The sequence below is a fragment of the Nocardia mexicana NBRC 108244 genome, from assembly GCF_001613165.1.
Lineage (GTDB): Bacteria > Actinomycetota > Actinomycetes > Mycobacteriales > Mycobacteriaceae > Nocardia > Nocardia mexicana.
On sequence record NZ_BDBV01000100.1, the window covers coordinates 17,098 to 42,168 of the forward strand.

Consider the following 25,071-nt stretch of genomic DNA (forward strand, 5'->3'; position numbering starts at 1 on the left):
CGTGACATCTCCACACGACGCATTCGCCGTCCACACCCGCCCGGCACTGGCCAGGCTGCTGGGCGCCCTCAATCTGGACGTCGCCTACACGGGCGCCGCGGGCGACCACCTGACCCCCGGTCCGGAGCTGGCCGGACGTCACCCGCGGGTACTCGATCTGGTGGGCGGTTTCGGCGCGGGCCTGTTCGGGCACAATCATCCGGAACTGGTAGCGGTCGCGACACGCATGCTGGCCGAGGGCACGCCGTTCAATGTGCAGGGCAGCGTCCGCACCGGCGCGGCGGAGCTGGCCCGCGAATTGGGCGCGCTGGCAGCGGAGTCCACGGGGACCGAGTATGTCGTCACCCTGGGCAGCACCGGCGCCGAGGCCGTGGAGGCGGCGGTCAAACACGCCGCCGCACAGTGGCGCCGCCGCCTGGATCACACCCTCACCGATCTGCAGCGAGCACTGCGCCGCGCCCGCCGCGACGGTATGGCCGGAACGCGAGTTCCCCTGCCGGACGGCACGACTCGATCCTGTGCGCAGGTCCTGACCGAGTCGATCGCCGGGATTGCCGAGATGCGCACGGCCGAGCCGGTATTCGCCTCGCTGCCCGGCGCCTTCCACGGCAAGACGGCCGCCGCGGGCATCCTCACCGACAGCGGTGACGTGCCCGCGGCGCTGCAGGTGCGCGGGCCGCGCCGAATCCGGTTGCGCACAGCGGATCCGGAAGCGCTGCGGTCCGAACTCGACGACGAACTGGTGACGTTGTCCACGATCGAGTTCGCCGCCGACGGCAGCCCGCGAGCCCGGGAGCTCACCGTCTCCTCGGTGGCGGCGTGTTTCGCCGAGCCCGTACAGGGCGAGGGCGGGGTGCGCGAGGTTCCGGCCGCCACCCTCGGCGCCCTGCGCGAGCTGGCCGACCGCCACGGCGCGGCGCTGGTGTTCGACGAGATCCAGTGCGGAATGGGCCGCACCGGAACGTTCTTCGCCTCGGAGGCCGGTGGGGTGCGGGCCGACTACTATCTGCTCTCGAAGTCACTGGGCGGCGGACTGGCGAAGATCTCGGCGCTCCTGGTGTCCGCGACGCACTATCTCGACGACTTCGGCCGCTATCACACCGGCACCTTCGGCGACGACGATCATTCCGCGCGCATCGCGCTGGCGGCGCTGGCGCTGTATCGCGCCGAGCGGCACCGCATCACCGAGACCGGGGAGCGGCTGCGCGAGCGCCTGCTCGAGGTGGCCGCCCGCCGACCGGGAGTGATCACCGAGGTGCGGGGGCGCGGCCTGCTGCTCGGCGTGGAATTCGCTGTGCCACAACCGGAATCGAACCTTCTCCGGGAGTTCTTGCACGCCGACCGGCTCGGCTACGTCATCGCGGGCCGCATGCTGCACACGCACGGCATCCGCGTGCTCCCGACACTGTCCGCACCGAACACCCTGCGCCTGCAGCCCTCGATATACCTGAGCGAAGACGACTGCGAGCGCACGGCGTCCGCCGTCGATGAGATCGCGGAGTTGTTGTCCCGCGGCGACTACGCGACCCTGCTCGAACACGTGACGTTGCCTCGCACCGGAACATGGCGCCCACCCGTCGACGCGGGCAGTGCTGCGCGACCCCGTCTGGGAGGCACGCGTGTCGGCTCGAACGCATCGCCGCCCGGAGCGGATTCCGGTATGTCGGAAGATGGTTCACACAGGCGGGTGACCGCTCCCGCGTCGTCGGCATTCGGCGGCCGTCGGCGGGTGGCGTTCCTGGCCAACCTCGATCATCCGGGAACCGTGCGGTCGCTGGCGCCGGAACTGTCCGCCTGGTCCGACGAGCAGTGTGCCGCGGCGCTGGACCGGCTGCGCGGGGAGGTCGCACCGTTCGAGGTGGCGCGCCGTGTGCTGACCTCGCCGGGCCACGGCGAGGTCGAGGTGAGCGTGATCGCGGTGCCGGTGTCGGCGACCCAGGTGGTCGAGGCCCGGCGGGCGGGTCACGGCGCCTGGCTGCGCGGCCTGGTGCTCGACGCGGTCGAATATGCCGTCGCCGCGGGAGCTTCGGTCGTCGGGCTGGGCGGATACACCTCGATCGTCACCGACGCGGCACGCGATGTGGTGGAGGACCGGGTGCGGGTCACCTCCGGAAATTCGCTCACCGCCGCGTGTGCCTACGAGACCCTGCGCGCCGAACTCGCCGCGCTGCCCCCGGGCGAACGCCGTGTCGGTGTGGTCGGCGCCCTCGGCAATATCGGCGCGGTGCTGGCGGAAATGCTTGCGCCGCATGCCGATTGCCTGGTGCTGACCGGACGTCCGGGCTCGGCGGGGCGGCTGCGGCGCTTTGCGGACCGGCTCTCCGGCCCCGAAATCGTGATCGACGAAAGCCTCGAGGCGCTGCGCTCGTGCCGGGTCGTGGTGACCGCGAGCAATTCCGCCACACCGATTCTCACCCCCGAGGTCCTGGCCGGGGGCCATCCCGTGCTCGTGTACGACCTGGCGGTGCCCGGCGACGTGGACGCCGCGGTGGCGGAGATGCCGAATGTCGCCGTCGTATCCGGCGGCCGGATTCGGCTTCCGCACCGGCCCGCCCCGCGGTTCGCCGGTATCGATCTGGCGCCCGGCCTGGTCTACGCCTGCATGGCCGAAACGATTTTGCTCGGATTCGAATCCGACACCGACAGCATGTCTTTCGGCGCGCTGACGGTGGCGGGAGTGTATGCCGCCGGGGCATTGGCGGCCCGGCACCGGTTCCAGCCCGTCCGCCTCGCAACCTCAGGAGAGCCCACCGTGATACCCGTCCTGCCCCGCTTTCTCGGCGATCCGGACTTCGATCCGGCCGTCGCCGGCGCCAAGGCGGCCACACTGCACGAACTGCGCGCCGCCGGATTCCCGGTGCCGCCCGGCTTCGTGGTCGCCCCCGAACTCGACCTCGCCGAGCACGACGACGCCGCCCTCGCCGACTGGATCGACCGGCTCGGCGGCTTCCCTGTGGCGGTCCGCTCCAGCGGGGTTCTGGAGGACCTCGACGACGCCAGCTTCGCGGGCCAGTACGACACCTATCTCGAGGTCGCCGACATGGCGACGCTGCGGCAGCGCATCGGCGACTGCCGCGATTCGGCGCACAACGACCGGGTGACGAGCTACCTGCGGCGGGCCGGGCTGGATCCGGCGCGCGCGGCGGTGTCGGTCCTGGTGCAGCGCCAGGTGCACGCGCGCACCGCCGGTGTCGGATTCACCATCGACCCGCTCACCGGGATCGAGGACGACGCCGTCGTGGAATGCTGTGCGGGACTGGGGGAACGGCTGGTCTCCGGGCAGGTGAATCCGCTGCGGTTGCGGCTGCGACTGCGTGACGGCGCGGTCCTGGACCGGACGGAGGGATCGGGGCCCGTCGCGTGCGACGCCGAGGAGGCTGCGGCGCTGGCCCGGCTGCTGCTCGACGTGCAGGCCGAGCGGGGCCGCCCCCAGGATGTGGAGTGGGCGATCGACGAGGCGGGCGAACTGTGGCTGCTGCAGTCCCGCGCGATCACCGCGATCTCCTGGCGCGAGGACGTCGAACAGTACACCGACGCCGACTTCCGCGACGGCGGCGTCTCCGCGCGGGTGTGCACGCCGATGATGTACTCGCTGTACCGCAACGCCTTTCAGTCGAATATGCAGGACTTCTTCACGACGTTGCGGTTGCAGCCCGAAGGCGAGGTCCCCGAATGGATCTCGTCGTTCTACGGCCGTCCCTACTGGAATGTGGATGCCGTCAAGCGCTGCCTGGCAAAGGTTCCCGGGTTCGACGAGCGTGACTTCGATCGCGATCTGGGCGTCACCAAGGAGTACGGCGCTGCGGGTCCGGATACGACACCGAGCACGCCGGGCACCCTCGCCCGGGCGCTGCCCACGGCCGTGGCGTTTCCGAGAAGCGTGAAGCGCCAATCGGCCACCGTGGCGACGTTCGCCACGGAGTGGCCGGGGCGCTACCGGCGCTGGCAGGATCGCGTCGCGGCACTGCGGGACATCCCGGACACCGAGTTCTTCCCGCAACTGGCCGAATGCCTTTCGGAGTTCCACGCCGACACCGAGCGCACCTACTTCGCGACGATTTACCACAACACGCTGGTACAGGGCGATTTCAAGACGCTGCTCGGCAAGATCGACGCCGCCACCGGCGCCACCACCTCCGTCATCGACCTGATGTCCGGACTCACCGAGGTGAGCCACATGGCGCTGCAGCGCGGCATCGTCCAGTTGTACCGGGTGGCGGACACGGCGGGCCTGGACACTCCCGAGTGGGATCGCACCCTCGCGAAGTTCCTTGCGGCCCAGGGCTTTCACGCCGATGTCGAGCTGGAGCTGACCTGCCCGCGCTGGTCCGAGGATCCGGAGCGGGTGCGGTCGATGATCGCCTCGATGCTGGCCGCCGGAACGCCGCCGGCCGACCCGGAGGCGGGCGCCGCCGAACAGAGCCGTCGTTACGAGGCCGCGGTGGCGGCGCTGCGCGAGCGGGTGCGGGGGAGCGCGTCGACCCGGATCCGGTTCGGCAAGGCGCTCGACAAGCAGCTCACGCTCGTGCGGCGGTATCTGGTCGACCGGGAGCGCATGCGGGAGTTCTCGGCCCAGTGCTACGCCGTGGTGCGGGCCTACCTGGTCGAGGCGGGTAGGCGGCTGGCGGCCGACGGGCGGCTCGCGGACGCCGACGAGGTCTTCATGCTGCAGATGCCGGAACTGGTGGAGGTGGCGCGCGGGCGTTCCGAGCTCGCCGGTCTCGCTGCCGATCTCGCCTACCGGCGCGCGATGTACCGCGGCTATCGCGCACTCACGCCGCCGCACGAACTGGGATCCGGCGTCACCACCACCGCGGCGCCCGGTGACGGCGGCGAGATCACCGGCGTCGGCTGCAGTTCCGGCGTCGTCGAGGGCACCGCCCGAGTCGTGTTGTCACTACGGGGAATCGATGAGTTGCGACAGGGTGACATCCTGGTCACTCCGGTCACCGATCCGGGCTGGACGCCGGTGCTGGGTTTGGTGTCGGGCGTTGTCACGGAGGTGGGCGGAATCCTGTCGCATGCGGCGGTGATCGGCCGTGAGTACGGCATTCCGGCCGTGCTGAACGTGCCGGACGCGACCTCCCGGATCCGTTCGGGCCAGCGTATCCGCGTCGACGGCGGGCGCGGCACCGTCGAGATCCTCGATCCGGGAGCGGATCCGGCGGGGTCGACCCGACCCGACATCCCCGCACCGCAACCGTTGAGTGCGGGCAAGCGCATGATCTGCGTCGTGGGCCTGGACGGCGCCGGTAAGTCCACGCAGATCGCCCGGCTGCGGTCCGCGTTCGAGGAGCAGGGGGCGACCGTCGCCGAGGTGGCGATCTGGGATGCCCTGGAGGCCTCGGAAGTCGCTGCGGTGCAGCGGTTCCGGGATCGCGGCGATGTGTACCGGTACCTGCGCGTGCTGTCGCCGTGGGCGCGCACCCACTTCCTGTTCCACGCCCTGCATCTGGCGCTGGATCTGGCCGTCGCCAAGGGCGGCGACATCCTGCTGATGGACGCCTACTGGTACAAGTACTTCGCCACCGAGGTCGCCCACGGCGGCGATCCCGCGGTGCTGCGCGCCCTGGCCGCGGGTTTCCCGGAGCCTGATCACACCTTCTACCTGCGGATCTCGCCGGAGGAGGCGCTGGCGCGCAAGGACGATCGCAGCGACTACGAGAGCGGCTACGGCGACGACGTCGACTTCGTCTCCTTCCAGGAACGCAGCCACGAGATCCTGGCGACGCTCGCCGACGAGCTGCCGTGGCTGCCTGTGGACGGCACGCTGCCGCCGGACGAGATCACCGCCCGGCTGCTGGACGAACTGCGGGAGCGTGAACAGTGAGCATCGAACCCCGTTTTCCGAGTGTCCTCGCGGCGCTGCTGGCGCATGCCGACGGCCGCCCGGACGACACCGCGATCACGCTCGCCGGAGGCCGGTCGGAACCGGTGGCGCTGTCGTATGAGGCGCTGGTGCACAACGCGTCTCGTGCGGCGGCCGCGCTGGCCGAATCGGGTGCGAGCGCGGGCGATCGGGTGCTGATCGCGTTGCCGACCGGGCCGGAGTTCGTCACGGCGTTCCTCGGCGCACAGCTGCTCGGCGCGATCCCGGTCGCGACCGCCACACCCGGCGGGCTCGGCGGAAAGGCCGGTTTCACCGAGAAATTCGGCGCACTGCTCGCCTATCTGCGGCCCGCGGCGATCGTGAGCACCGCCGACGTCGTCGCGGGGCTCGCCGAATCCGCCACGGGCGCAGCGCTGCTGGAGGGCGCCGCGCTCCACGCGCGCGCCACGGCGGCGACGGCCCCGGAGATGCCTGTGCGGCACCCCGATCCGGAGTCCATCGCGTTCATCCAGTGCACCTCGGGTTCCACCGGAACGCCGAAGGGCGTGATGATCTCGCATGCCAACCTGGCCGCCAACTGCGAGCAGATCGTTCGCTTCACCGCATGGGGCGCGGCGGACACCTTCGTCAGCTGGTTGCCGCTGTATCACGACTTCGGCCTGGTCTGCGGCACCGGCGTGCCGATCTACGCCGGAACACCGACCGTCCTGATGCCGCCGGACCGCTTCCTGCGCGCGCCCGCCGAATGGCTGCGCCTGCTCACCACCCACCGCGGAACCATGACCTCCGCACCGAATTTCGCGCTCGGCTACTGCGCGGCACGCATCCGCGACACCGACCTGGAGGGTGTCGACCTGTCGTCGCTGCGCATGCTGTTCTGCGGCGGCGAGCCCGTACGCCCGGAGACGGTGCGGCGCTTCACCGACCGTTTCGCCGAGTGGGGCCTGCCCGCGCGGAGCGTCATGAACAGCTACGGCATGGCCGAGGCCACCCTGGCCGTCGCCGCGGAGCGCCCCGGCGCCGGACTGCGCCACGACACGGTGGCGCGCGACGCGCTCTCGGCGCGGGGTGAGGCATCGGACGTCGCCGAGTCCGATGCCGACGGCATGCCGGTCACCCACTGTGGAATTCCCATGCCCGGCACCGGGATTCGGATCGTCGGCGACGACGATCGGCCGGTCGCCGACGGGACGGTCGGTCACGTCCACTTCCGCGGGCCCGGCCGCACCGCCGGATACTTCGACCTCCCGGAGGAGACGGCCGCGGCGGTGACCGGCGACGGCTGGTGGCGCACCGGCGATATGGGCTACCTCCGCGACGGCCGCCTGCGGATCACCGGCCGCAGCAAGGACATGATCATCATCCGCGGCGCCAACTACTTCCCGACCGACTTCGAGTCGATTGTCGAAGCGGTGCCCGGCGTGCGTCCCGGCGGCGTGGTGGCCGTGGGACACCGTGCGGCCCACGAAGATTCGGAATCGCTGCACCTGGTGGTGGAGACCGATGCCGACGGCGGCGAGCACGAGCGGCTCGGGTACGCGATCCGATCCACCATCAGCCACCGGACCGGGGTGTTCGCGGCCGGGGTCCGGCTGGTGCCGCGCCACAGCATTCCGAAGACCACCAGCGGCAAGGTGCAGCGATCGCGCACCCGACAGCTGTTTTTAGGGGCCGAATCATGACCGTCACTCGCGTCCATCACCTCGACTGCGGCAATATGCACCCGCTGGGCGGCTGGCTGATGGACGGCCGGTTCGGCCTGCGGCTGCACGCCCACCTGGTCTGCCACTGCCTGCTGATCGAGACCGATGAGACGCTGATACTGGTCGACACCGGATTCGGCACCCGGGCGCACGACCGCGGAAACGAATGGGTGGGAAAGGGATTCATCGCCGCCGGGAATCCCGATCTGTCGCTGGCACGCACCGCCGCGCACCAGGTGCGGGAACTCGGCTACGACCCCGCCGACGTCCGCCATGTCATCGTCACCCACCTCGACGCCGACCACGCCGGAGGGCTCGCCGACTTCCCCGAGGCCACCGTGCACGTGTACGCGACCGAGCTGGCCGCGATGCGCCGTCCCGAGACGGCGGCGGAAATGCTGCGGTACCGGCGCGTTCAGATTCGGCACGGCCCGCGCTGGCGGGCCTATGCCGAAACGGGCACGGAGTTCTACGGTTTCGGCGCGGTCCGCGATCTGGACGGGCTGCCGCCGGAGATCCTGCTGATTCCGCTGCCGGGGCACAGTCGCGGACATGCCGGTGTGGCAATAGATCTCGGTGGGCACTGGCTGCTGCACGCCGGTGATGCCTACGACGCCGGTGGGGAGGTGCACCCGGGGCGGCCGGGCGCCGGACCGGCGATGGCGTTTTTCCACGAGTACTTCACCGTGCACGACCGCGGTGCCCGCGCCGCCAACCGCCTGCGCCTGCGCGAACTGGCCCGCGACCACGGTGCGGAGGTCACCGTCTTCTCCGCCCACTGCGCCGTCGATTTCGCCCGTGCGGCCGCCCTGGCCGCCGCACGGTGACGCCGAAAGGAATTACAACGATGCATTCGATCGCACGGCTCGCCACCGGATGGCCGCGGGTCGTGCTGCTGGCAGCGCTCGGAATCGTGGTGCTGTGCGGGGCCTTCGGCGGCACCGTGCAGAAGGACCTGCGTTCCGGCGGCTTCGTCACCCCCGAGATGGAGTCGACGCAGGCCAACCAGTTCATGATCGACCACTTCCCCGGGGGCAACCCCAACTACATCGTGCAGGTGCACAGCGACGCCGGGATCGTCGGCAACAAGGCCGCGGAGGCGACCGGACAGCGAGTTGTCCAGCAGCTGCAGGGATTCGACGAGGTGGTGGGCACCCAGTCGTACTGGGAGGTGCGACCGGATCTGCAGCTGGGGATGCGCAGCAAGGACGGCAAGAGCGCGCTGATCCTGGCGAGCCTGTCCGGTGACGACAGCACCGCCCAGGACGCGGCGGGCAAGATCTCCGAGGCGATCTCGGGCAGCAGCGACGGCGTCTCGGTGCGCGCGGGCGGCCTGGCGGTGTCGACCTACGACATCAACCACAAGTCGGCGGAGGACCTGATCGCCGCCGAGGCGATCGCCGTGCCGCTGTCGGGTCTGGCCCTGGTGCTCGTGTTCGGCAGCGTGATCGCCGCACTGCTGCCGGTGGCGATCGGATTGTTCTCCATCGTGGCGACACTGGGGATTCTGAAGATCTGCACGCTGCTGACCGACGTCTCCATCTTCGCGATGAATATGGCCAGCGCGCTGGGGCTGGCCCTGGCCATCGACTACAGCCTGTTCATAGTCAGCCGGTTCCGCGAGGAGACCGCCCGCGGCCTGGATACTCGGGCGGCGACCGTGCGTGCGATCCAGACCGCCGGTCGCACGGTCGCGTACTCGGCGCTGACGGTCATCGTATCGCTGGCGGGCCTGCTGGTCTTCCAGCCGTTCTTCTTCAAATCCTTTGCCTACGCCGGAATCTCGGTGGTGTTGACGGCCGCCGCGGCGGCGCTGGTGATCCTGCCCGCCGCGCTGATGCTGCTCGGCAGCCGGGTGAACGCCTGGGATCTGCGGGTTCCGCTGCTGCGGCTGTTCGGGCGCGCACCGAAGTCGGTGGCACCGCAGGACAGCCGGTGGTACCGCAGCGTCGTCGCGACGATGCGGCACCCGATCGCGGTCTCGCTGGGGTCGGTAGTGGTGCTGCTGCTGTTGGCCGCGCCGTTCCTGAGCGTGAACTTCGGGTATCCCGACGACCGCGCGCTGCCCGACCGCGTCGACAGCCGCCAGGTCGGTGACGCACTGCGCGACGACTTCAGGGCCAACTACGCGGCGACGGTCACCATTGCGCTGCCCGGCTACCAGGGCGACCGAGCGGCGTTGGGGGAGTACGCGAAGGAGCTGTCGGCGGTCGATGGCGTACCGGTGGTGCTGTCGAGCGAGGGCATCTACATGGGAGGCAACCGCACGGCGGCGCCACCGGGTGAGATGAGCGGTCCGGATGGCACCTACGTTTCGGTGTCGTCGAGTATCGACCCGTACTCGAGGGAAGGCGCGCAACAGCTTTCGGATCTACGGGCCGTCCCGGCGCCGGGACAGGCCCTGTTCGGCGGCGCCGCCGCCACCAACGACGACGCCGGGCAGGCGCTGGCCTCCCGCCTGCCGTGGGCCGCGGCGATCATCGGGCTCAGCACCCTGATCGTGCTGTTCCTGTTCACCGGCAGCGTCGTGCTGCCGTTCAAGGCGCTGGTGCTCAACATGTTCTCGCTGGCCGCCACCTTCGGCGCCATGGTGTGGATCTTCCAGGACGGGCACCTGTCGGGGCTGCTGGACTTCACCGGCGCCGGATACCTCAACATGGCCGTCCCGATCCTGATGTTCTGCGTCGCCTTCGGCATGTCCATGGACTACGAGGTGTTCCTGCTGTCGCGCATCCGCGAGGAGTGGCTGGCCGCGCCGCCCGAGGAGCGGTCGACCGTGCACTCGGTCGCCATGGGCGTGGCCCGCACGGGCCGGATCTTCACGGCCGCAGCGGGATTGATGGCGATCGTCTTCCTGTGCCTGGCGACCTCGTCGGTGGTGTCGACCAAACTGTTCGCCATCGGGCTGGCGCTGGCCGTGATCAGCGACGCCACCATCATCCGCCTGCTGCTCGTTCCCGCGCTGATGCGGTTGATGAGCCGCGCCAACTGGTGGTCGCCGAAACCGTTGGCGGCCTTGCACAAACGGATCGGGCTGACCGAATCCGAAACCGAGACCGAGCTTGCCGGAGTGAGATCATGACCACGACCACCGACCTGTCCCCGCGGTCGCCGTACGCGTTCCGGCTGGCCGCCTTCCTCAACGAGCGCTTCCCGGCCTGGCAGCCGGCGGTGCTGTTCCCGCTCTACGCGTCGAGCCTGCTGGTCGGCAAGGTGCTCGGCGGTCGCGGCATGTCGGTCGGATGGGCCGATATCGCGGGCTTCGCCGCCTTCGTGGCGTTCTATCTGATGCTGCGAATCATGGACGAGCACAAGGACTTCGAGCACGACAACGTGCACTATCCCGAGCGCGTGCTGCAACGCGGGCTGGTGACGCTGCCGCAGCTGCGGAACCTCGGCATCGGGTGCGTACTGCTGGCGACGGCCGTCTCGATCGCCGTCGACGGCGGCGTCGGGCCGGTCACCGCGTGGTGGCTGGCGCTGTTCGTGCTGTCGCTGTTCATGTTGCGGTACTTCTTCATTCGCTCCTATCTGGAGGCGCGCCGGGTCGTCCTGACCCTGACCCATGCTCCGGCGACCCCGCTGGCGACCATCTGGGTGGCCCAGATCGGTGCGGGGCACCACGCACTCGGTGCGCATGCGATCTGGCTGGCCGTGATGGCCTGGTTCGGCACCTGGACCGTGGAGGTCGGGCGCAAGTCGCGCACGCCGGACGACCTGCGCACGACGGTGGTCGACTACACCAAGCCCGGTCGCTGGAATCACTCGTTCGGCCTGCGCGGTTCGGTGCTCGTGCTGGTGGTGCTGGCGGCGGTGACGGCCGTCTTCGCCTCGGTGCTGCTGCACGTCCTCGGGCACGGCGCGTGGGGTGCGGATCTGGCCCTGGCGCTCACCACGATCGGCGCATTCGGCGCGGCCGTGCGGTTCGCCGTCGAACCGAACCGGTTCGCGGCCAGCACGGTCGCGTCGTGGGCGATGGTGTCGGCGTTCACCGCGCAGATCGTGGTCGCGGTGACGCTGTGGGTCACGGGGTAACCGATAGTGGCCGACGACACGCTGTTTCGGATCCTGCTGGCGCTGGCGGCGCTGCTCGTCGCGGCGAAGATCTCGGCACTGGTGCTGGGCCGGTTGCGATGTCCGCCCGTCATCGGTGAGATTCTCGGCGGGCTGCTGCTCGGGCCGACGCTGCTGGGTGCGCTCGCGCCCGGCCTGTCGCAGTGGTTGTTTCCCGAAGAGGGGCCGGTGCACACCGCGATCGAGGTCACCTACCAGCTGGGCATGCTGTTGCTGATGTTCCTGGCCGGAGCCGAGATGCGTACCGTCTTCACCGGCGGGAACCGCCGCGTGATCGGGGCGATCGCGATCACCGGACTGGCCGTGCCGTTCGCCGCGGGACTGCTCGCCACCCGGGTGATCGACCTGTCGCCGCTGCAGGGCCCCGCGCACGACCCCACGGCGCTGAGCCTGATCATCGCGGTGGCCGCGGCCGTGGCCAGCATTCCCGTCATCTCCCGGATCCTGTTGGACCTGCGGATACTCGACACCGCATTCGCTCGGACGGTCATCTCGATCGCCGTGCTCGAGGACATCGTGCTGAATGTGGTGATCGCCGTGGCGGTCGCGATGGTGCACGCCGGGGACTCGGAGGCGTTCGGGGCGGTATCGCTGTTCGGCATCGAATCACACGTCGGCATAGCGGTATTCGACCTCGCCGTCACCGCGGGATGCCTCGCGGCCGGGCTGCTGCTGATGCGCATGCCCGCGGTCCGTGAGCATCCCGCGGTGGCCGCGGTGCGGCGGATATCGACCTCGGTGCTCGGGCCGGTGGGCCGGGTCCTGATACTGGTGCTGATCGCCGCGTGCGTGTGCCTGTTTCTCGGAATCACCCCGATCCTGGGCACTTTCGCGGTCGGCCTGGCCGTCGGTCGCGACCGGCGGGCGGCCGAGTTCGAGGGGCCGATCCGCGGATTCGCGACCGCGTTCTTCATCCCGCTCTACTTCGCGGTGGTCGGGCTGAAGCTGGATCTGATCCATCACTTCGACGTGTTGCTGACCGTCGGATTCATAGCCGTGACCTGGGTGGTGAAGGGCGCGGGCAGCTATTTCGGCGGGCGCATCGGCGGCGCCCGCGCGATGGAGTCGGCCAACTACGCCGTGGCGCTCAATGCCCGAGGCGGCCCCGGCATCGTGCTGGCCACCGTCGCCCTCGACGCCGGGATCGTCAGCGAGAAGCTGTTCACCACCCTGGTTCTGGCCGCGGTGCTCACCTCACTGCTGGCGGGGTGGTGGCTGCAGCTGGCGCTGCGGCGCGGGTGGTTGCCTACGGAGGAACCGGAAAGGGCGGTGGCACATGCTGTTTCGTGATTCCGGTCGCCTACTCGAACAACTTGCCCTCGGCGACGCAGGCGCGGACCGATTCGGCGAGGTCGACCTCGTCCGCGGTATCGATTCGATGGAATTCGATATCCGGGTATTCGCGGGCGAACAGTTCCTGCGTGGCCAGGTAGCTGTGCCGCAGGGCCGTCAACCGCTCCGCGGTCTCGTGCATTTCGCGCTGCCCGTCGCCCGCCCGCGCGGCGCAGCGGGCCGCGGCCTGGTCGGGCGGCGCGTCCAGCCACAGCACGGTGTCGGGCAGGGTGGTGCGCAGCCGGGCGGAGAACGCGGCGATATTGTCGGCGAGTCCGCGGCCGAGGATGTCGCCGATCTCGGTCAGCTGGGTCCACACGTCGGTATCGGTGCCGAGTCGTCGCGCTTCGGCGCGCACCCAGGCCTGGATGTCGTCGAAGGCGCCGGGCCGGTGCCGGTCCAGCACCCGGGCCGCGCCCTGCGCCAATTCCGTTGTGACCCAGCCGGGCCGGGCGAGGGCGGTGTACAGCGGGCCGTAGACCTGCAGCTCGATCAGCGGGTGGCGTTCGAAGACGAGCACCTCGGGCGCGAAGGTGTCGAGGATATGGCGTTCCACCGGACCGAACAGCGTCATCTGCAGGTACATGGCGGTGGCCTTGAGCTCGAGGCTGCCGAGTTCGTCACAACCGACGCTGAAGGCGCGCATATCCCGCGACAGGTCCGCCAGCGGGACATCGCGGGTGTCGTGGAAATCCGGGCAGGTCAGTGCGGCGAAGGTGACCGGGACCGCGGCCGCGGAGGCCGGGGCCTGCCGCCGCAGCTCGGCCAGCACCGACGATTTTCCTGCTCCGTCGATCCCGACGACGGCGACACGGCGCGTGGGCATCGGGGCCTCCTTTCTGCGTTGGGCCACACAATGTTTCGCATGATTTTTACCGCACGGGGGACTGATGCACAACTCCAGTAGTGTTGAATGTTACTGCAGTGCAACACATTTCGATCCTCGCTCGAGGAGATCTGGTGTGTCTCGTGGAGATTCGGCTACAGCGCGCGGGTTGCCCGCGAAGCGATTGGTGCTCGTGTCACAGTCCGTGGCGGTGCGCAAAACGGTGGCGGATATCGTGGCGGGCACCGGCGGGCTGGCCGTCGCGGGCAGCGGCCCGGCCGGGAGAATGCTCGGGCAACTCGCCGATTACCGGCCGGAACTGGTCCTGATCGACTCCGCGGTCGGGCACGATCACGCGGTCCGCACGCTCGTCGCGCAGGCGCGCCTGCTGCGGCCGCGGCCGCCGATCGCCGTGCTGGACAACGGTGATGCGGATCGGGACCTGGGCGGGCTGGCCGACGCCGTGATCGCGATGAGCTTCGACACCGGGGCGGTGGGCCGGGCGCTGCAATGCCTGGCGTCCGGCGTCATCACCACCGCCGCGCAGTACGGCGGACCGGACGACCCGCCGCACGCCGCGGAGCTGTCGCGCCGCCTCACCGCACTGACCCGCCGGGAACTGGAGATTCTCCGACTCCTGGTGGAGGGCTGTTCGAACCAGGAGATGAGCCGCCAGCTGTCCATCAGCAACTACACCGTCAAGGAGCACGTCAGCGGAATCCTCCGCAAACTCGAGGTCACCAGCCGAATGCAGGCGGCGGTCATAGCCGTCCGAGCCGGCCTCCCGTAGCCGACGCCCGCGTGCGGCGCAGGCCGCGACGCACCGAGCCCCACCTGCAAGGGGTTCAGGTGGGGCTCGCCGGGGCGGTCGGCCCCGGATACTCAATGTATCCGCGCGGCCGGAGGGGCCGCGATGGTTTGCTGTTATGGGCTGGTGGCCGATTTGTGACAGCGAGTTCCGGTCGGGCCGGGTCATTTGCGTGTGCCGCCGCCAGAATTGGCCGTTGCTACACGGCGTTTGCCATTCCGGTGTGGAAAAATCCCGCTGCGCGACGGTAACCCATTGCGCCGGAAAGGGATTGGATACTTCAACCTGTCCGGCGGCTATTCTGAAATCAGCAACGTCGGCCCGGCGTGAAGGTGAGAACAGATGGGGCGGTTTTCGGCGAAGGTGCACGCGGACCTGCTGTGGGTCAAGAACAACGCGGAGGGCACAGTCGCCCTCGTACTCGCGGTAACCATGAGCGTGCTGGGGATCGTCGACCTGATTCCCGCCGACCTCGTGAGCAAGGTCATTCCGCTCACTCTCGGTGTCGTGTCGTTCGCGATGTTGCGTGACCGCTGGCGTCAGGAGACGGCCGCGGGGGTAATGCACGACGCCATTGTCGAGACCGCCGGTAGTTTGAATCGGTTGAACGACAGATTCGACCGTGTCAGCGCGATGGACGGATTGCTGACCAGTACGCAACAGACGCTCGACGGCCTGGCGGAGGTGCGGTTCGCGGCGGGTGCGGAGCTGACCGAGGCGCTGGCGCAGGCACGGAAGAACACCGATTACTGGTACTTCAAGGGCGGCACCGGCGCGCACACGCGCGTTGTGACCCTGCCCGACTGCTGCCAGCAGGCCGCCGACCGGGGAAGGTCATTGCATGTGCGGATGGAGATTCTGGATCCCGCCGATATCGAGGCATGCAAACGGTATGCGCGCCTTTATCGTTCCCTGGCCGACGGAGCCGACGACGACGCGCTCACCTGGGATGTCCGGGGTACTCAGATCGAGCTCTACTCGACCATACTGGCGGCCTGCTGGTACAAGCAGCGGAGGGACCACATTCTCGATATCGAGATTGCGCTGACGTCTTCGGTGTCCATATTTCGATTCGATCTGTCCTCGAGCTGCCTCATAGTGACACACCAGGGGCCTCGGTTCCCGGCGATGATTTTCGAGAAGGGCAGAACCTTCTACCACTCCTGGGACATCGAGTTGCGTGCGAGCTTCAGCGAATGCAGGCGGGTGCGTCTGGAAAGGGCTCATGATATTTCGCTGACACCCGAACCCTGCGTCGAGGCGGCGAGAAGATTGTTCCGATGCCTGGAGCTCGACTTGCCCGAAGACTATACCGACAACGATGTCGAGACCATCATCGAGAAGGCTCTGCGCGACAGGAATCGTTCGCAGCGTGGTGCGGGCGATGATGCGCGACCCGATCGCCACCGGGGCACGAGGCGTCCCGGAGGTGCTGCAACACCTGCCGAGCAACCCGTCGGGTGAGCGATCGGTCGCACAATTCTCTGGTGACCGTGTGCGTCGACAGCGTGGGACCGCTCAATGCGATCAGCGACAGATCGGTCAGCCCGGGGACTCCTTCGCCCAGGGCCAATGTCGCGGCGCTGCCTTCGACCACGGTGGTGTGAAAACGACCGGCTTCCAGCCTGTATGTTGCGCCGTGCGGATGAAGTTCCGATGTCCCCTCGGTCGCCGTCACCGCCCGCGCGGTCGGACTGATCCGGTCGACGTGCCCTCTGCTGTGAATTTCCGCGACCCGATGGGTCGCGTCCGCCTCGGCGACGGCGACCTCGAACACGTTGTTTCGGACCGAGCCATAGAGCACGCGGCTCAGCAGGTCCCAGCTGTGTGAATGAATCTCCGAGGTCGTCGGTGCGGACCGGGGAAATGCGTTGTCCCAGACATGCACGCACGCACCGCGATTCGCGTCCCGGACCAACTTTATGCAGATGAATCCCAGCGGATGCCGAAGCGCGGGCGCATGCAGACGCCCACAGGCGATCTCGGTGAGCAGCACCTGTGCCAGGGCGTCCGCAGATCCGTCCCGCATCGCATGATGAAGAGCGTCATAGGTCATCATCTCGAGACGCATCTAACCGCAGTGCTGTCGCACGGACCGGCATTATCGGTGCAATGCGTGTGTCGGCCCGCGTGCCTCCGTCGCGACGTGCGGGAAGTCGGCTAACGGACGCAACCGAGCGATCTGCTGACCGCCGCTCCTCTCGGTGGCAACTCTCGGAAACCCAATTGTGGCTGCGGCCAGGCGATCTCACGGTCGATTTGTCCCACAGGGTGCGGATCAGGCGGGCTCTCCGCCGTCGGTGCGCGGGGTGGTGTTGTCGCGCTGGTGTCCGCGGCGGGCGTCGCGGTCGAAGATGCCCAGGATCTCGCAGGGGCCGCCCGCGGTGCCGATGGCGTGCGGGAGCATGGTGGGGAACTCGGCGGCCTGGTTGGTCTCGACGCGGAAGCGGCGGTGGCCCAGCATGAGGATCGCGGTGCCGGAGAGGACGACGAGCCATTCGCGGCCGGGGTGGGCGCGCATGCGGGCGGGGTTGTCCGGCGGTGGTTCGGTCATCCGCTGGCGCATGACCGTCATGCCCGGATCGCCCTTGATGGGCCAGCGCATCAGCCCGTGCGCACCGTCGATCATCGGACTGATGACCACATCGTCGGAGGCCGTCTCCACCAACTGGTCCAGTGATGTGTCGAGAGCACGGGCCAGGGTGACCAGCTGATCGAGCGCGAGGCGGCGCTGACCGTTCTCGATGCGGGACAGCGTGGACTGGCTGACGTTGGCGCGGGTGGCCAATTCCTCCAGCGACCAGCCCTGCGCCACCCGCAGCGCGCGGATGCGTTTGCGCACGAGGCTGTCCAGCTCACCGTCCTCTTGCGTCATAGGCAAAAGTGTATGCCTGCAGTGCAAAGCGGGGTTAGCGTTTCGGTAGCGGCCCGGAACAGCCGGCTGGAGCACCGGGAAAGGGTGAGGTCATGGCTGCCACGACTGCCGAGTATGCGAGCGACACCCTGCCGGGCGAGACCGTCGACACCGTGGTGATCGGCGGCGGCGCGGCCGGCCTCAACGGCGCACTGATGCTCGCCCGCTCCCGCCGCACCGTGGTGGTGGTCGACAGCGGCACGCCCCGCAACGCACCCGCCGAGGCCATGCACGGCTTCATCGGTCTGGACGGCACTCCGCCGCTCGAACTTCTGGAGAACGGGCGGCGGCAGGTCCGCTCCTACGGGGGTCTGGTGGTCTTCGGCGAGGTCGTCTCGGCCGAGCCTGCCGCTCCGTCCGACGACCTGCGGTTCACTGTCACGCTGCGGGACGGCCGGACGGTGTCGGCGCGCCGGCTGCTGGTGGCCACCGGACTGCGAGACGTGTTGCCGGAGGTGCCCGGATTGGCAAAGCACTGGGGCCGCAGCGTGATCCACTGCCCGTACTGCCACGGCTGGGAGGTACGTGACGAGCCGATCGGGATCCTCGCCGTCGGGCCCGCCTCGATCCACCACGCCCTGCTGTTCCGGCAGTTGACCGACGATCTCGTGTACTTCACCCGCGACACCGTCCTGGATGCGGACACCCGTGCACGATTCGCGGCGCGCGGAATCCGCGTCGTCGACACCCCGGTCGCCGCAGTCGTCGACGACCTCGACGGCCGCATCGCCGGGATCCGTCTGGCGGACGGTCGGCTGATCGAACGCCGAGTGCTGGCGGTCGTCGCCGGAATGGAGGCCCGCACCGAGGGACTGGACGGCCTCGGCCTGCCCATGGAGGACCTGCCCGAGGGCATGGGCCGCCGCTTCGCCTCCGGTATGGCCGGGGCCACCGACGTCCCCGGCGTATGGGTGGTCGGCAACGCCACCGACCTGACCGCCCAGGTGGGCGCCTCCGCCGCGGCCGGTGCGCTGGCAGGCTCGCACATCAACGCCCTGCTGGCCACGGCCGACACCGACGCGGCCGTCGTCGCGGCGAAAACGTAACCGCCACAGCCTGACCCACGCGCCGTGCTCCCGGCCGCCGTGCTCCCGCACGGTGCACTGCGCGACCGCGTCGCGGTCCGGCCCGGGCGACCGAGTTCGCTCCGTCGGGGGACTGACCTCCGGTCTGGACGGACACCGTCCGAGTGTTCGCGACGGAAATTGCCGTGTCGCAACGATTTGTGACCGCCCAGGCCGAAAGCCCGGCGACCGAGCTCGGTCCGCCGTCGATCCCACATGTCATCTCGAGAGGACCCGCATGAGTAAGCACCAATCCGCGCCCACGCCAAGCGAATTCGAGGACAGCGGAGTGCCGGACGCGCGTCGACTGCGCGCAATCCTGGTCGCCGTCTCCGTCGCGCTGATGGCCGTCATCGCCTCGGTCTCGGGCCTGAACGTGGTCCAGACCCATCTGGCCGTCGATTTCGGCGCCTCGCAGACCACCGTCCTGTGGATCATCAACATCTACACCCTCGTCCTGGCCGCGCTGCTGCTCCCGCTCGGGGCGCTCGGCGACCGGCTGGGCCGCAAGCCCGTGCTCGTCGCGGGGCTGGGTGTCTTCGGCATCGCGAACGTCGCGGCGGGCCTGGCCCCGAACGCCGAAATCATGCTTGTCGCAAGGACTCTCAGCGGCGTGGGCGCGGCGATGATCATGCCGATCACCCTGGCCGTGATCACCTCCACTTTTCCCGAGGAGGAGCGCGGCAAGGCGATCGGCGTGTGGACCGGCGTCGCGGGCGGCGGCGGCATCCTCGGCATGTTCCTTTCCGCGCTGCTCGCCGACGTCGCGACCTGGCGCTGGCTGTTCGTGCTGCCCGTGGCCCTGACCATCGTGGCCCTGGTCATGACGCTGCGGTCGGTTCCCGACTCCCGCGAGCATTCCGGCCACGCGTTCGACCTGTTCGGTGCGCTGACCTCCGGCGTGGCCGTGGTCGGGCTCGTCTTCGTCCTCCAGGAGGGACCGGAGCGCGGCTGGAGCGACCTCGTCACCCTGACCGGCCTCGCCGTCGGTCTCGTCGCCACGGTCGCGTTCGTGGCCTGGGAACTGCGCCGCCGCAACGCTTCCCTGCTGGATGTGCGCCTGTTCCGCGAGCGCGGCCTGGCGGGCGGCTCGATCACCCTGCTGACTGTCTTCGGCGTCCAGGCGGGCATCGCCGTGGTCCTGTTCCCGTACTTCCAGGCCGTGCTGGGCTGGTCGGGCCTGCTGTCCACGCTCGCCCAGATGCCCATGGCCGTCCTGATGATGATGACCTCCGGCCTCGCCCCGAAACTGGCCGCCCGCATCGGTTCCCGTGCCACCATGGCCATCGGAATCGCGTTGGCAGGCATCGGACTTGCGCTCATGGCCGTGCTCGTTTCGGTGCAGGGCGGGTACCTGTCCATCCTCCCCGGCATGATTGCCATCGGCCTCGGCATGGGCCTCGCGATGACGCCCGCCACGGAGGCGATCACCGGTTCCCTGCCACGCGCGAAGCAGGGCGTGGCCTCCGCGGTCAACGACGTCACTCGCGAATTCGGTACGGCACTCGGAGTAGCGCTGCTGGGTGCGCTCCTGTCCGCCGGTTACCGCGGCGCCATCGACGACAGGCTCGACGGCATCCCTCGGGATGCGGCGGACTCCGCACGCGGAGGCGTTGCCCATGCGATCGAAACCGCCAGCGGCGCAGGCACTCACGGGCAGGTTATCGTGGACGCGGCCCAGCAGTCCTTCGTCGACGGCTGGCAGCAGGCGATGTGGGCGGGCGTGGTCGTCATGGGCGTCCTGTTCCTCTATATCGTCGCCCGCGGCCCCGAGAACCGTACTCCTACAGACGATTACGACACGGAGGCCGCCGCGGCAGTGTCCGCCCGATGACTCGCCGCGACCGGCTCCAGGATGGCTTCCAGGTTCTTCCGGGCGATCTGCCGACGGAATTCCCCTTCGTAGGACGGGTCGCCGGAGTCGTGCATCATCTCGGTCACCCGGACCGCCGAGGCCTGCCGCTGCCACGTGTGGTCCAGGCAGGTGTCGGAGTAGCCCTCGAGCAGGCTGGAATCGTGGTTCTCCACCAGGTGGGTGACGGCGCGGGCGAACACGTCGGCGTCGTGCAGGGCGAGACTCATGCCCTCCGCGCTCATCGGCGAGATGAGGTGCGCCGCGTCGCCGAGCAGGTACAGGTTGCCGTAACTCATGGGGCTGAACACCACTCCGCGCAGCGGCACGACCTCCTTGCTCACGATCGGCCCTGCGACGACCGGCTCGCCGAAGCGGGCCGCCAGTTCGCTCCAGACGCGCTCGTCCGGCCACCGCTCGACGGTGTCGGTGAGCGGGCACTGCAGGTAGACGCGACTCGCATTCGGGCCGCGGGTGATTCGTGCGGCGAAGCCGCGGGAGTGCACCGCAAGCACCGCCGGGGGATCCGCGGGCACCTCCGTCATGACCGTGAGCCAGGCGTACCCGAACACGTGCGTGGCACAGGTGAGGACGTCGGCGGGAACGGCCGTCCGGGTGACGCCGTGGAACCCGTCGCTGCCCGCGACGAAGTCACAGCCGACGGTCTTCGTCACGCCGTCGGCGTCGCGGTAGCGAACCAGCGGGCGCTCGGTGTCGACGTCGTGCAGCGATACGTCGTCGGCGCCGAAGCGCAGGTCCCCACCGTCGCGGAGGAAGACCTCGATGAGGTTGCGGACGAGGATCTGCTGCGGACAGAAGGCACCGTCGGCGTCCTCCGAGTCGCCCATCCTCCACTGCCGCTGCTCTCCCTCGATCAGCAGCGGCACACCGGAAGCGGCAGCATCGTGGCTGTGGCCCTCCACGACCTCGCCCAGCCCCCGATCACGCAGTCGGCGAACGCCGCCGGCGTCGAGGGATCCGGCCCGCTGCCGCTGCTCGACGTATTCGCGAGTGTGCTTTTCCAGCACGATGCACGCAATGCCCTTGCGCAGCAGGAAATTACCGAGTGCCAGCCCGGCGACTCCGGCTCCGACGATGACGACGGTTGTGTCTTTGCCCTTGTTGGCCATGGGTTTTCGAGCTCCTTACAGAGACGGCGGGCGGAACGCGCGCAAGCGTGAACGCCCGTGCCCCACCCGGATGGTGCGGCGTACCGACCACTGTCGTCTCGCCCGCACCCGCGCCCAACCGGCAAATGGACAGCCGATACCGAAAACTCGCCAAACTCGCGCCGGGTTCCTCGAGCCGGTCGCTACGGCGTGGGGCCGTTGCGCAGCTCGGCCTGATAACTTCCGGGAGTCTGCCCGACGACCTCGGCGAAGGCGTCGATGAAACCGGAGGGGTTCGACCACCCGCACGCCATGGCCGTGTCGGTGACCGACATGCCGCCGGTGAGGTGGGCCAGGGCGTGGTGGATGCGCAGGGTGGTGCGCCACCGGTGGAAGCTCATGCCGAGCTCGGTGTGGAACAGGCGGCTCAGCGTGCGTGCGCTGGCTCCGGCGGCGTGCCCCAGTTCGGCGAGCGTCTCGGGGCGCGCGGGATCGGCGTGCAGGAGGTCGGTGACGGCGCGCAGGCGGTCGTCGCCGGGTTCGGGCAGGTGCAGCGATTGCTCGGCGGTGTCGCAGAGTTCATCGATCACCACGGTGAGCAGTCGTCGGTGGGCGCCGGGGCGGGTCTCCGGCCGGTCGTCGGTCAGCGTCAAGACGGCCTCGCGCAGCAGCGGACCGACGGCGAAAACGCTGGGGTGGTCCACGAGTTCGCCGCACAGGTCGATAGGAATGGTCAGGATGCGGGCGTCCGTGCGTCCGTAGAAGCGATGGGAATGGGCGAAGCCGGGCGGCGTCCACGTCACGCGGTTCGCCGGTGCGACCCAGGTGCCGCGCTCGGTCGTGGTCGCCATCGTCCCGGCCGCCGCGTAGACCAGCTGCCCCTCGACGTGGGTATGGGGTTCGAGACGGTAGCCGTGCGGCAGCCACCCGGCCCCGCTGGGCATGGCCTCGGGTATCGAATGCCGGGAAGTGGCCTGGCGAGTTTTCGGCATCAGGTACCAGTCTGCCGGTGGTCAGGCTCGCGGGTCTGATGGGTTGTTACTCTGCTCGGAAGTAGAGGTTGCTCCTCCGCTTATGACTCTGTAGGCTACCTGCCGCACGGTAGGTAGAGGGTGTCCGGTGGAGGCGGTTCGCGTGTTGAGCGGCCGCGGCGGGTGCTGTCTACGGCCTTACCCCAGCGCAATCCGATCAGCTTGAGGAGCATCCACTCGTGTCCGTCTATCTGTACCGATGGGGGAAGTTCGCCTTCCGCCGCAAGTGGATAGTTCTGCCCGTGTGGCTGGTGCTCTTCGTGCTGCTCTCCGGCTTCGGCTTCGGGGTGAGCAAGCCGATGAGCGATGAGTTCAGCATGCCGTCGCTGCCGTCGGAACGCGCTACGGAGATCCTGGACAAGCAGTTCCCCGGCATGTCCGAACAGTTCAGCATCGACGCCGTCGGCGGCGACTACGTCATCCGGGCGCCGGAGGGGACGAAGCTGACCGACCCGGGCAACCGCGCCGCCATCGACAGGTTGATCGCCGATCTGAAGACGCTGTCGATCGGCGACGGTGCGGACAGCCATCGGCTCGTCACCGACAAAGACGCTGCGACGCTGATGAATCCGGTCGACGCGGCCGAGCGAATGGGCTGCCTGAAGACCGCCGACCCCGCCGTATGCTCCGGCGCCCCGCTCAATGTGCTGAACTCCGAGGCGCCCGCCACCGTCGCCGTGCTCTCGGTGCCGTTCGACATCGAGTCGGCCATGGATATCACCGATGCCGAGCGCGAGGCCGCGTACAAGGTGGCCGGGCCCGCCCGCGAGCAGGGGCTGACCGTCGAGCTGGGCGGCGCCATTGCGCAGAAGCAGGAGCAGCCCAGCGGCCAGGCCGAGATGATCGGCATGGGCGTGGCGCTGGTCGTCATGGTGATCGCCTTCGGCGCCATCGTGGCCGCGTTCGTCCCGATCATCACCGCCATCGTCGGCCTGGGCGCCGCCACCGCGGTGATCATGCTGGGGACGGCGGTCATCGAGGTGCCCAGCTTCACAACGTTTTTGGCGTCGATGATCGGTATCGCGCTGTCCATCGACTACGCGCTGTTCATCGTCTCGCGATACAAACACGAGTTGAACGTCGCCGACACCCCGGAGGAGGCGGCCGGGACCGCGGTCGGCACCGCGGGTTCGGCGGTGGTGTTCGCCGGTCTCACCGTGATCATCGCGCTGAGCGCGCTCGGCGTCGTCGGCGTGAAGTTCCTGACCTTCATGGGCCTCGGCGGGGCCATCGCGGCCGTCTTCGCCGTGCTCACGGCCGTCACTCTGATGCCCGCCCTGCTGGGCGCGTTCGGCCGCTTCCTGTTCAAGCCGAAACTGCCGCTGGTCGCCCGGCACGACCCCGAGGACAACACCTCGGTCACCAACGGCATGCGGGTCGGGCGACTGATCGGCAAGGCGCCGTGGGTCGCGCTGGCGATCGCCGTGGCGGCGCTGGCCGCATTGGCCACTCCCGCGCTGAATTTGCAGCTGGGTCTGCCGGGCGAGGACAGCTTCCCGACCGACTCGACGGTCCGGCAGGCCTACGACATCCGCACCGAGGGCTTCGGCGAGGGCAGCAACGGCAAGCTGATGGTGGCCGCCGATCTGGCGAATGTCCCTGCGGGACAGCGCGAAGCGGCCGTCACCGCGCTGCGCGACCGGCTGGCGGCCTTCCCGGAGATGGACTACGTCACCGCGCCGCGGCTCAGCGAGAACGGGCTGGGCGCGATGCTCACCGGCGTTCCGAAGGCGGGGCCGAACGACCAGGGCACCAAGGATCTCGTGCGCGATGCGCGCGATGCCGAAGGTCAGCTCACGGCGCAGTACGGCATCGAATACGGCATCACCGGCACCACCGCCATCTATGCCGATATGGACCACGTCCTGCTCGGCAAGATCGTCCCCTACCTGGCGATCGTGGCCGGAGCCGCCTTCGTGCTGCTGATCCTGGTATTCCGGTCGATCCTGGTCCCGTTCACCGCGGCTCTGGGCTTCCTGCTCTCCATGGCGGCGACCTTCGGCGCCACGGTGCTGATCTTCCAGGAGGGCGCCTTCGGCCTGATCTCCGATCCGCAGCCGATCGTCAGCTTCCTGCCGATCATGTTGATCGGCTTGGTATTCGGGCTCGCCATGGACTATCAGGTATTCCTGGTGACCCGGATGCGCGAGGAGTTCGTGCACGGCAAATCGCCGAAGGACGCCATGATCGCCGGATACCACCACGGCGCCCGCGTGGTCACCTCGGCGGCGATCATCATGATCTCGGTGTTCGGGTCGTTCCTGCTGGAATCCGACGCCACCGCCAAGTCGATGGGCTTCGCGCTGGCCGCCGGTGTCGCCGTCGACGCCTTCCTGGTGCGCATGGTGCTGGTCCCGGCCCTGCTGGTGATCATGGGCAAATGGTCCTGGTGGATTCCGAAGTGGTTCGACCGCATCCTGCCGGATATCGATGTCGAGGGGACGAAGCTGCGGGCGCTGCAGCAGCGCGACCAGGACGTCGCCGGCGCGCCCGATCACGCCGAGTCGGCGCCGGTCGCCGAGGCCGGG

At 69.0% G+C, this 25,071-nt stretch carries 14 protein-coding genes and 1 pseudogene; 11 read left to right on the forward strand and 4 right to left on the reverse strand.

Going from position 1 to position 25,071, the window contains the following annotated elements; translation table 11 throughout:
* Position 1: 1 nt before the first annotated feature.
* Genes NM1_RS33440 through NM1_RS33465 form a run of 6 tightly spaced genes read left to right on the forward strand, consistent with a single transcriptional unit; the run spans position 2 to position 12,897 of the window.
* The gene (locus NM1_RS33440) at positions 2-5,830 is read left to right on the forward strand and encodes an aminotransferase class III-fold pyridoxal phosphate-dependent enzyme (RefSeq protein ID WP_068029424.1); all 5,829 of its coding nucleotides are present in this window, start codon (positions 2-4) and stop codon (positions 5,828-5,830) included.
* A complete protein-coding gene (locus tag NM1_RS33445; RefSeq protein ID WP_068029428.1) occupies positions 5,827-7,512 on the forward strand; it encodes a fatty acyl-AMP ligase in 1,686 nt (561 codons plus the stop codon). The genes NM1_RS33440 and NM1_RS33445 overlap by 4 nt, the downstream gene beginning before the upstream one ends.
* Complete coding sequence (locus NM1_RS33450; RefSeq protein WP_068029432.1) at positions 7,509-8,360, forward strand: MBL fold metallo-hydrolase; 852 nt, start codon at positions 7,509-7,511, stop codon at positions 8,358-8,360. The genes NM1_RS33445 and NM1_RS33450 overlap by 4 nt, the downstream gene beginning before the upstream one ends.
* A 20-nt stretch (positions 8,361-8,380) precedes the next feature.
* Entirely contained in the window at positions 8,381-10,615 is a 2,235-nt protein-coding gene (locus tag NM1_RS33455) for an MMPL family transporter (RefSeq protein ID WP_068029434.1), read from the forward strand.
* Positions 10,612-11,568 carry a UbiA prenyltransferase family protein gene (locus NM1_RS33460; protein ID WP_068029437.1) on the forward strand — a complete coding sequence of 319 codons (957 nt, stop codon included), beginning with the start codon at positions 10,612-10,614 and terminating at the stop codon, positions 11,566-11,568. Before NM1_RS33455 ends, NM1_RS33460 begins: the two co-directional genes overlap by 4 nt.
* Before the next feature lie 6 nt (positions 11,569-11,574).
* The gene (locus NM1_RS33465) at positions 11,575-12,897 is read left to right on the forward strand and encodes a cation:proton antiporter (RefSeq protein WP_068029440.1); all 1,323 of its coding nucleotides are present in this window, start codon (positions 11,575-11,577) and stop codon (positions 12,895-12,897) included.
* A gap of 10 nt (positions 12,898-12,907) precedes the next feature.
* On the opposite strand, the gene NM1_RS33470 is transcribed toward NM1_RS33465, so the two are convergent.
* Positions 12,908-13,765 (reverse strand): hypothetical protein, encoded by an 858-nt coding sequence (locus NM1_RS33470; RefSeq protein ID WP_068029443.1) that lies wholly within the window; start codon positions 13,763-13,765, stop codon positions 12,908-12,910.
* 211 nt (positions 13,766-13,976) lie between these two features.
* Between NM1_RS33470 and NM1_RS33475 the strand changes: the two genes are divergently transcribed.
* Both NM1_RS33475 and NM1_RS33480 read left to right on the forward strand, forming a co-directional pair.
* On the forward strand, positions 13,977-14,555 hold the full coding sequence (locus NM1_RS33475; protein WP_169814363.1) for a response regulator transcription factor: 579 nt from the start codon (positions 13,977-13,979) through the stop codon (positions 14,553-14,555).
* 360 nt (positions 14,556-14,915) lie between these two features.
* Positions 14,916-16,037 carry a hypothetical protein gene (locus NM1_RS33480; RefSeq protein ID WP_068029449.1) on the forward strand — a complete coding sequence of 374 codons (1,122 nt, stop codon included), beginning with the start codon at positions 14,916-14,918 and terminating at the stop codon, positions 16,035-16,037.
* A gap of 814 nt (positions 16,038-16,851) precedes the next feature.
* Here the strand turns inward: NM1_RS33480 and NM1_RS33485 are convergent.
* Positions 16,852-17,448: a helix-turn-helix domain-containing protein gene (locus tag NM1_RS33485; RefSeq protein WP_068029452.1), complete on the reverse strand. Its 597-nt coding sequence runs from the start codon at positions 17,446-17,448 to the stop codon at positions 16,852-16,854.
* Positions 17,449-17,540: 92 nt separating this feature from the next.
* Here NM1_RS33485 and NM1_RS33490 point away from each other — a divergent pair, with 92 nt between their 5' ends.
* A complete protein-coding gene (locus NM1_RS33490; protein WP_068029456.1) occupies positions 17,541-18,533 on the forward strand; it encodes an NAD(P)/FAD-dependent oxidoreductase in 993 nt (330 codons plus the stop codon).
* A 256-nt stretch (positions 18,534-18,789) separates the two neighbouring features.
* The gene (locus NM1_RS33495; protein ID WP_068029459.1) at positions 18,790-20,385 is read left to right on the forward strand and encodes an MFS transporter; all 1,596 of its coding nucleotides are present in this window, start codon (positions 18,790-18,792) and stop codon (positions 20,383-20,385) included.
* Here the strand turns inward: NM1_RS33495 and NM1_RS33500 are convergent.
* Positions 20,346-21,533: a 4-hydroxybenzoate 3-monooxygenase gene (locus NM1_RS33500; RefSeq protein ID WP_068029462.1), complete on the reverse strand. Its 1,188-nt coding sequence runs from the start codon at positions 21,531-21,533 to the stop codon at positions 20,346-20,348. The two genes, NM1_RS33495 and NM1_RS33500, sit on opposite strands and share 40 nt — an antisense overlap.
* Before the next feature lie 182 nt (positions 21,534-21,715).
* The gene (locus NM1_RS33505; RefSeq protein WP_068029464.1) at positions 21,716-22,504 is read right to left on the reverse strand and encodes a helix-turn-helix transcriptional regulator; all 789 of its coding nucleotides are present in this window, start codon (positions 22,502-22,504) and stop codon (positions 21,716-21,718) included.
* 218 nt (positions 22,505-22,722) lie between these two features.
* Between NM1_RS33505 and NM1_RS33510 the strand changes: the two are divergent.
* Positions 22,723-25,035 (forward strand): annotated as a pseudogene (locus NM1_RS33510) (MMPL family transporter); the annotation flags it as partial.
* Between the last annotated feature and the right edge of the window lie 36 nt (positions 25,036-25,071).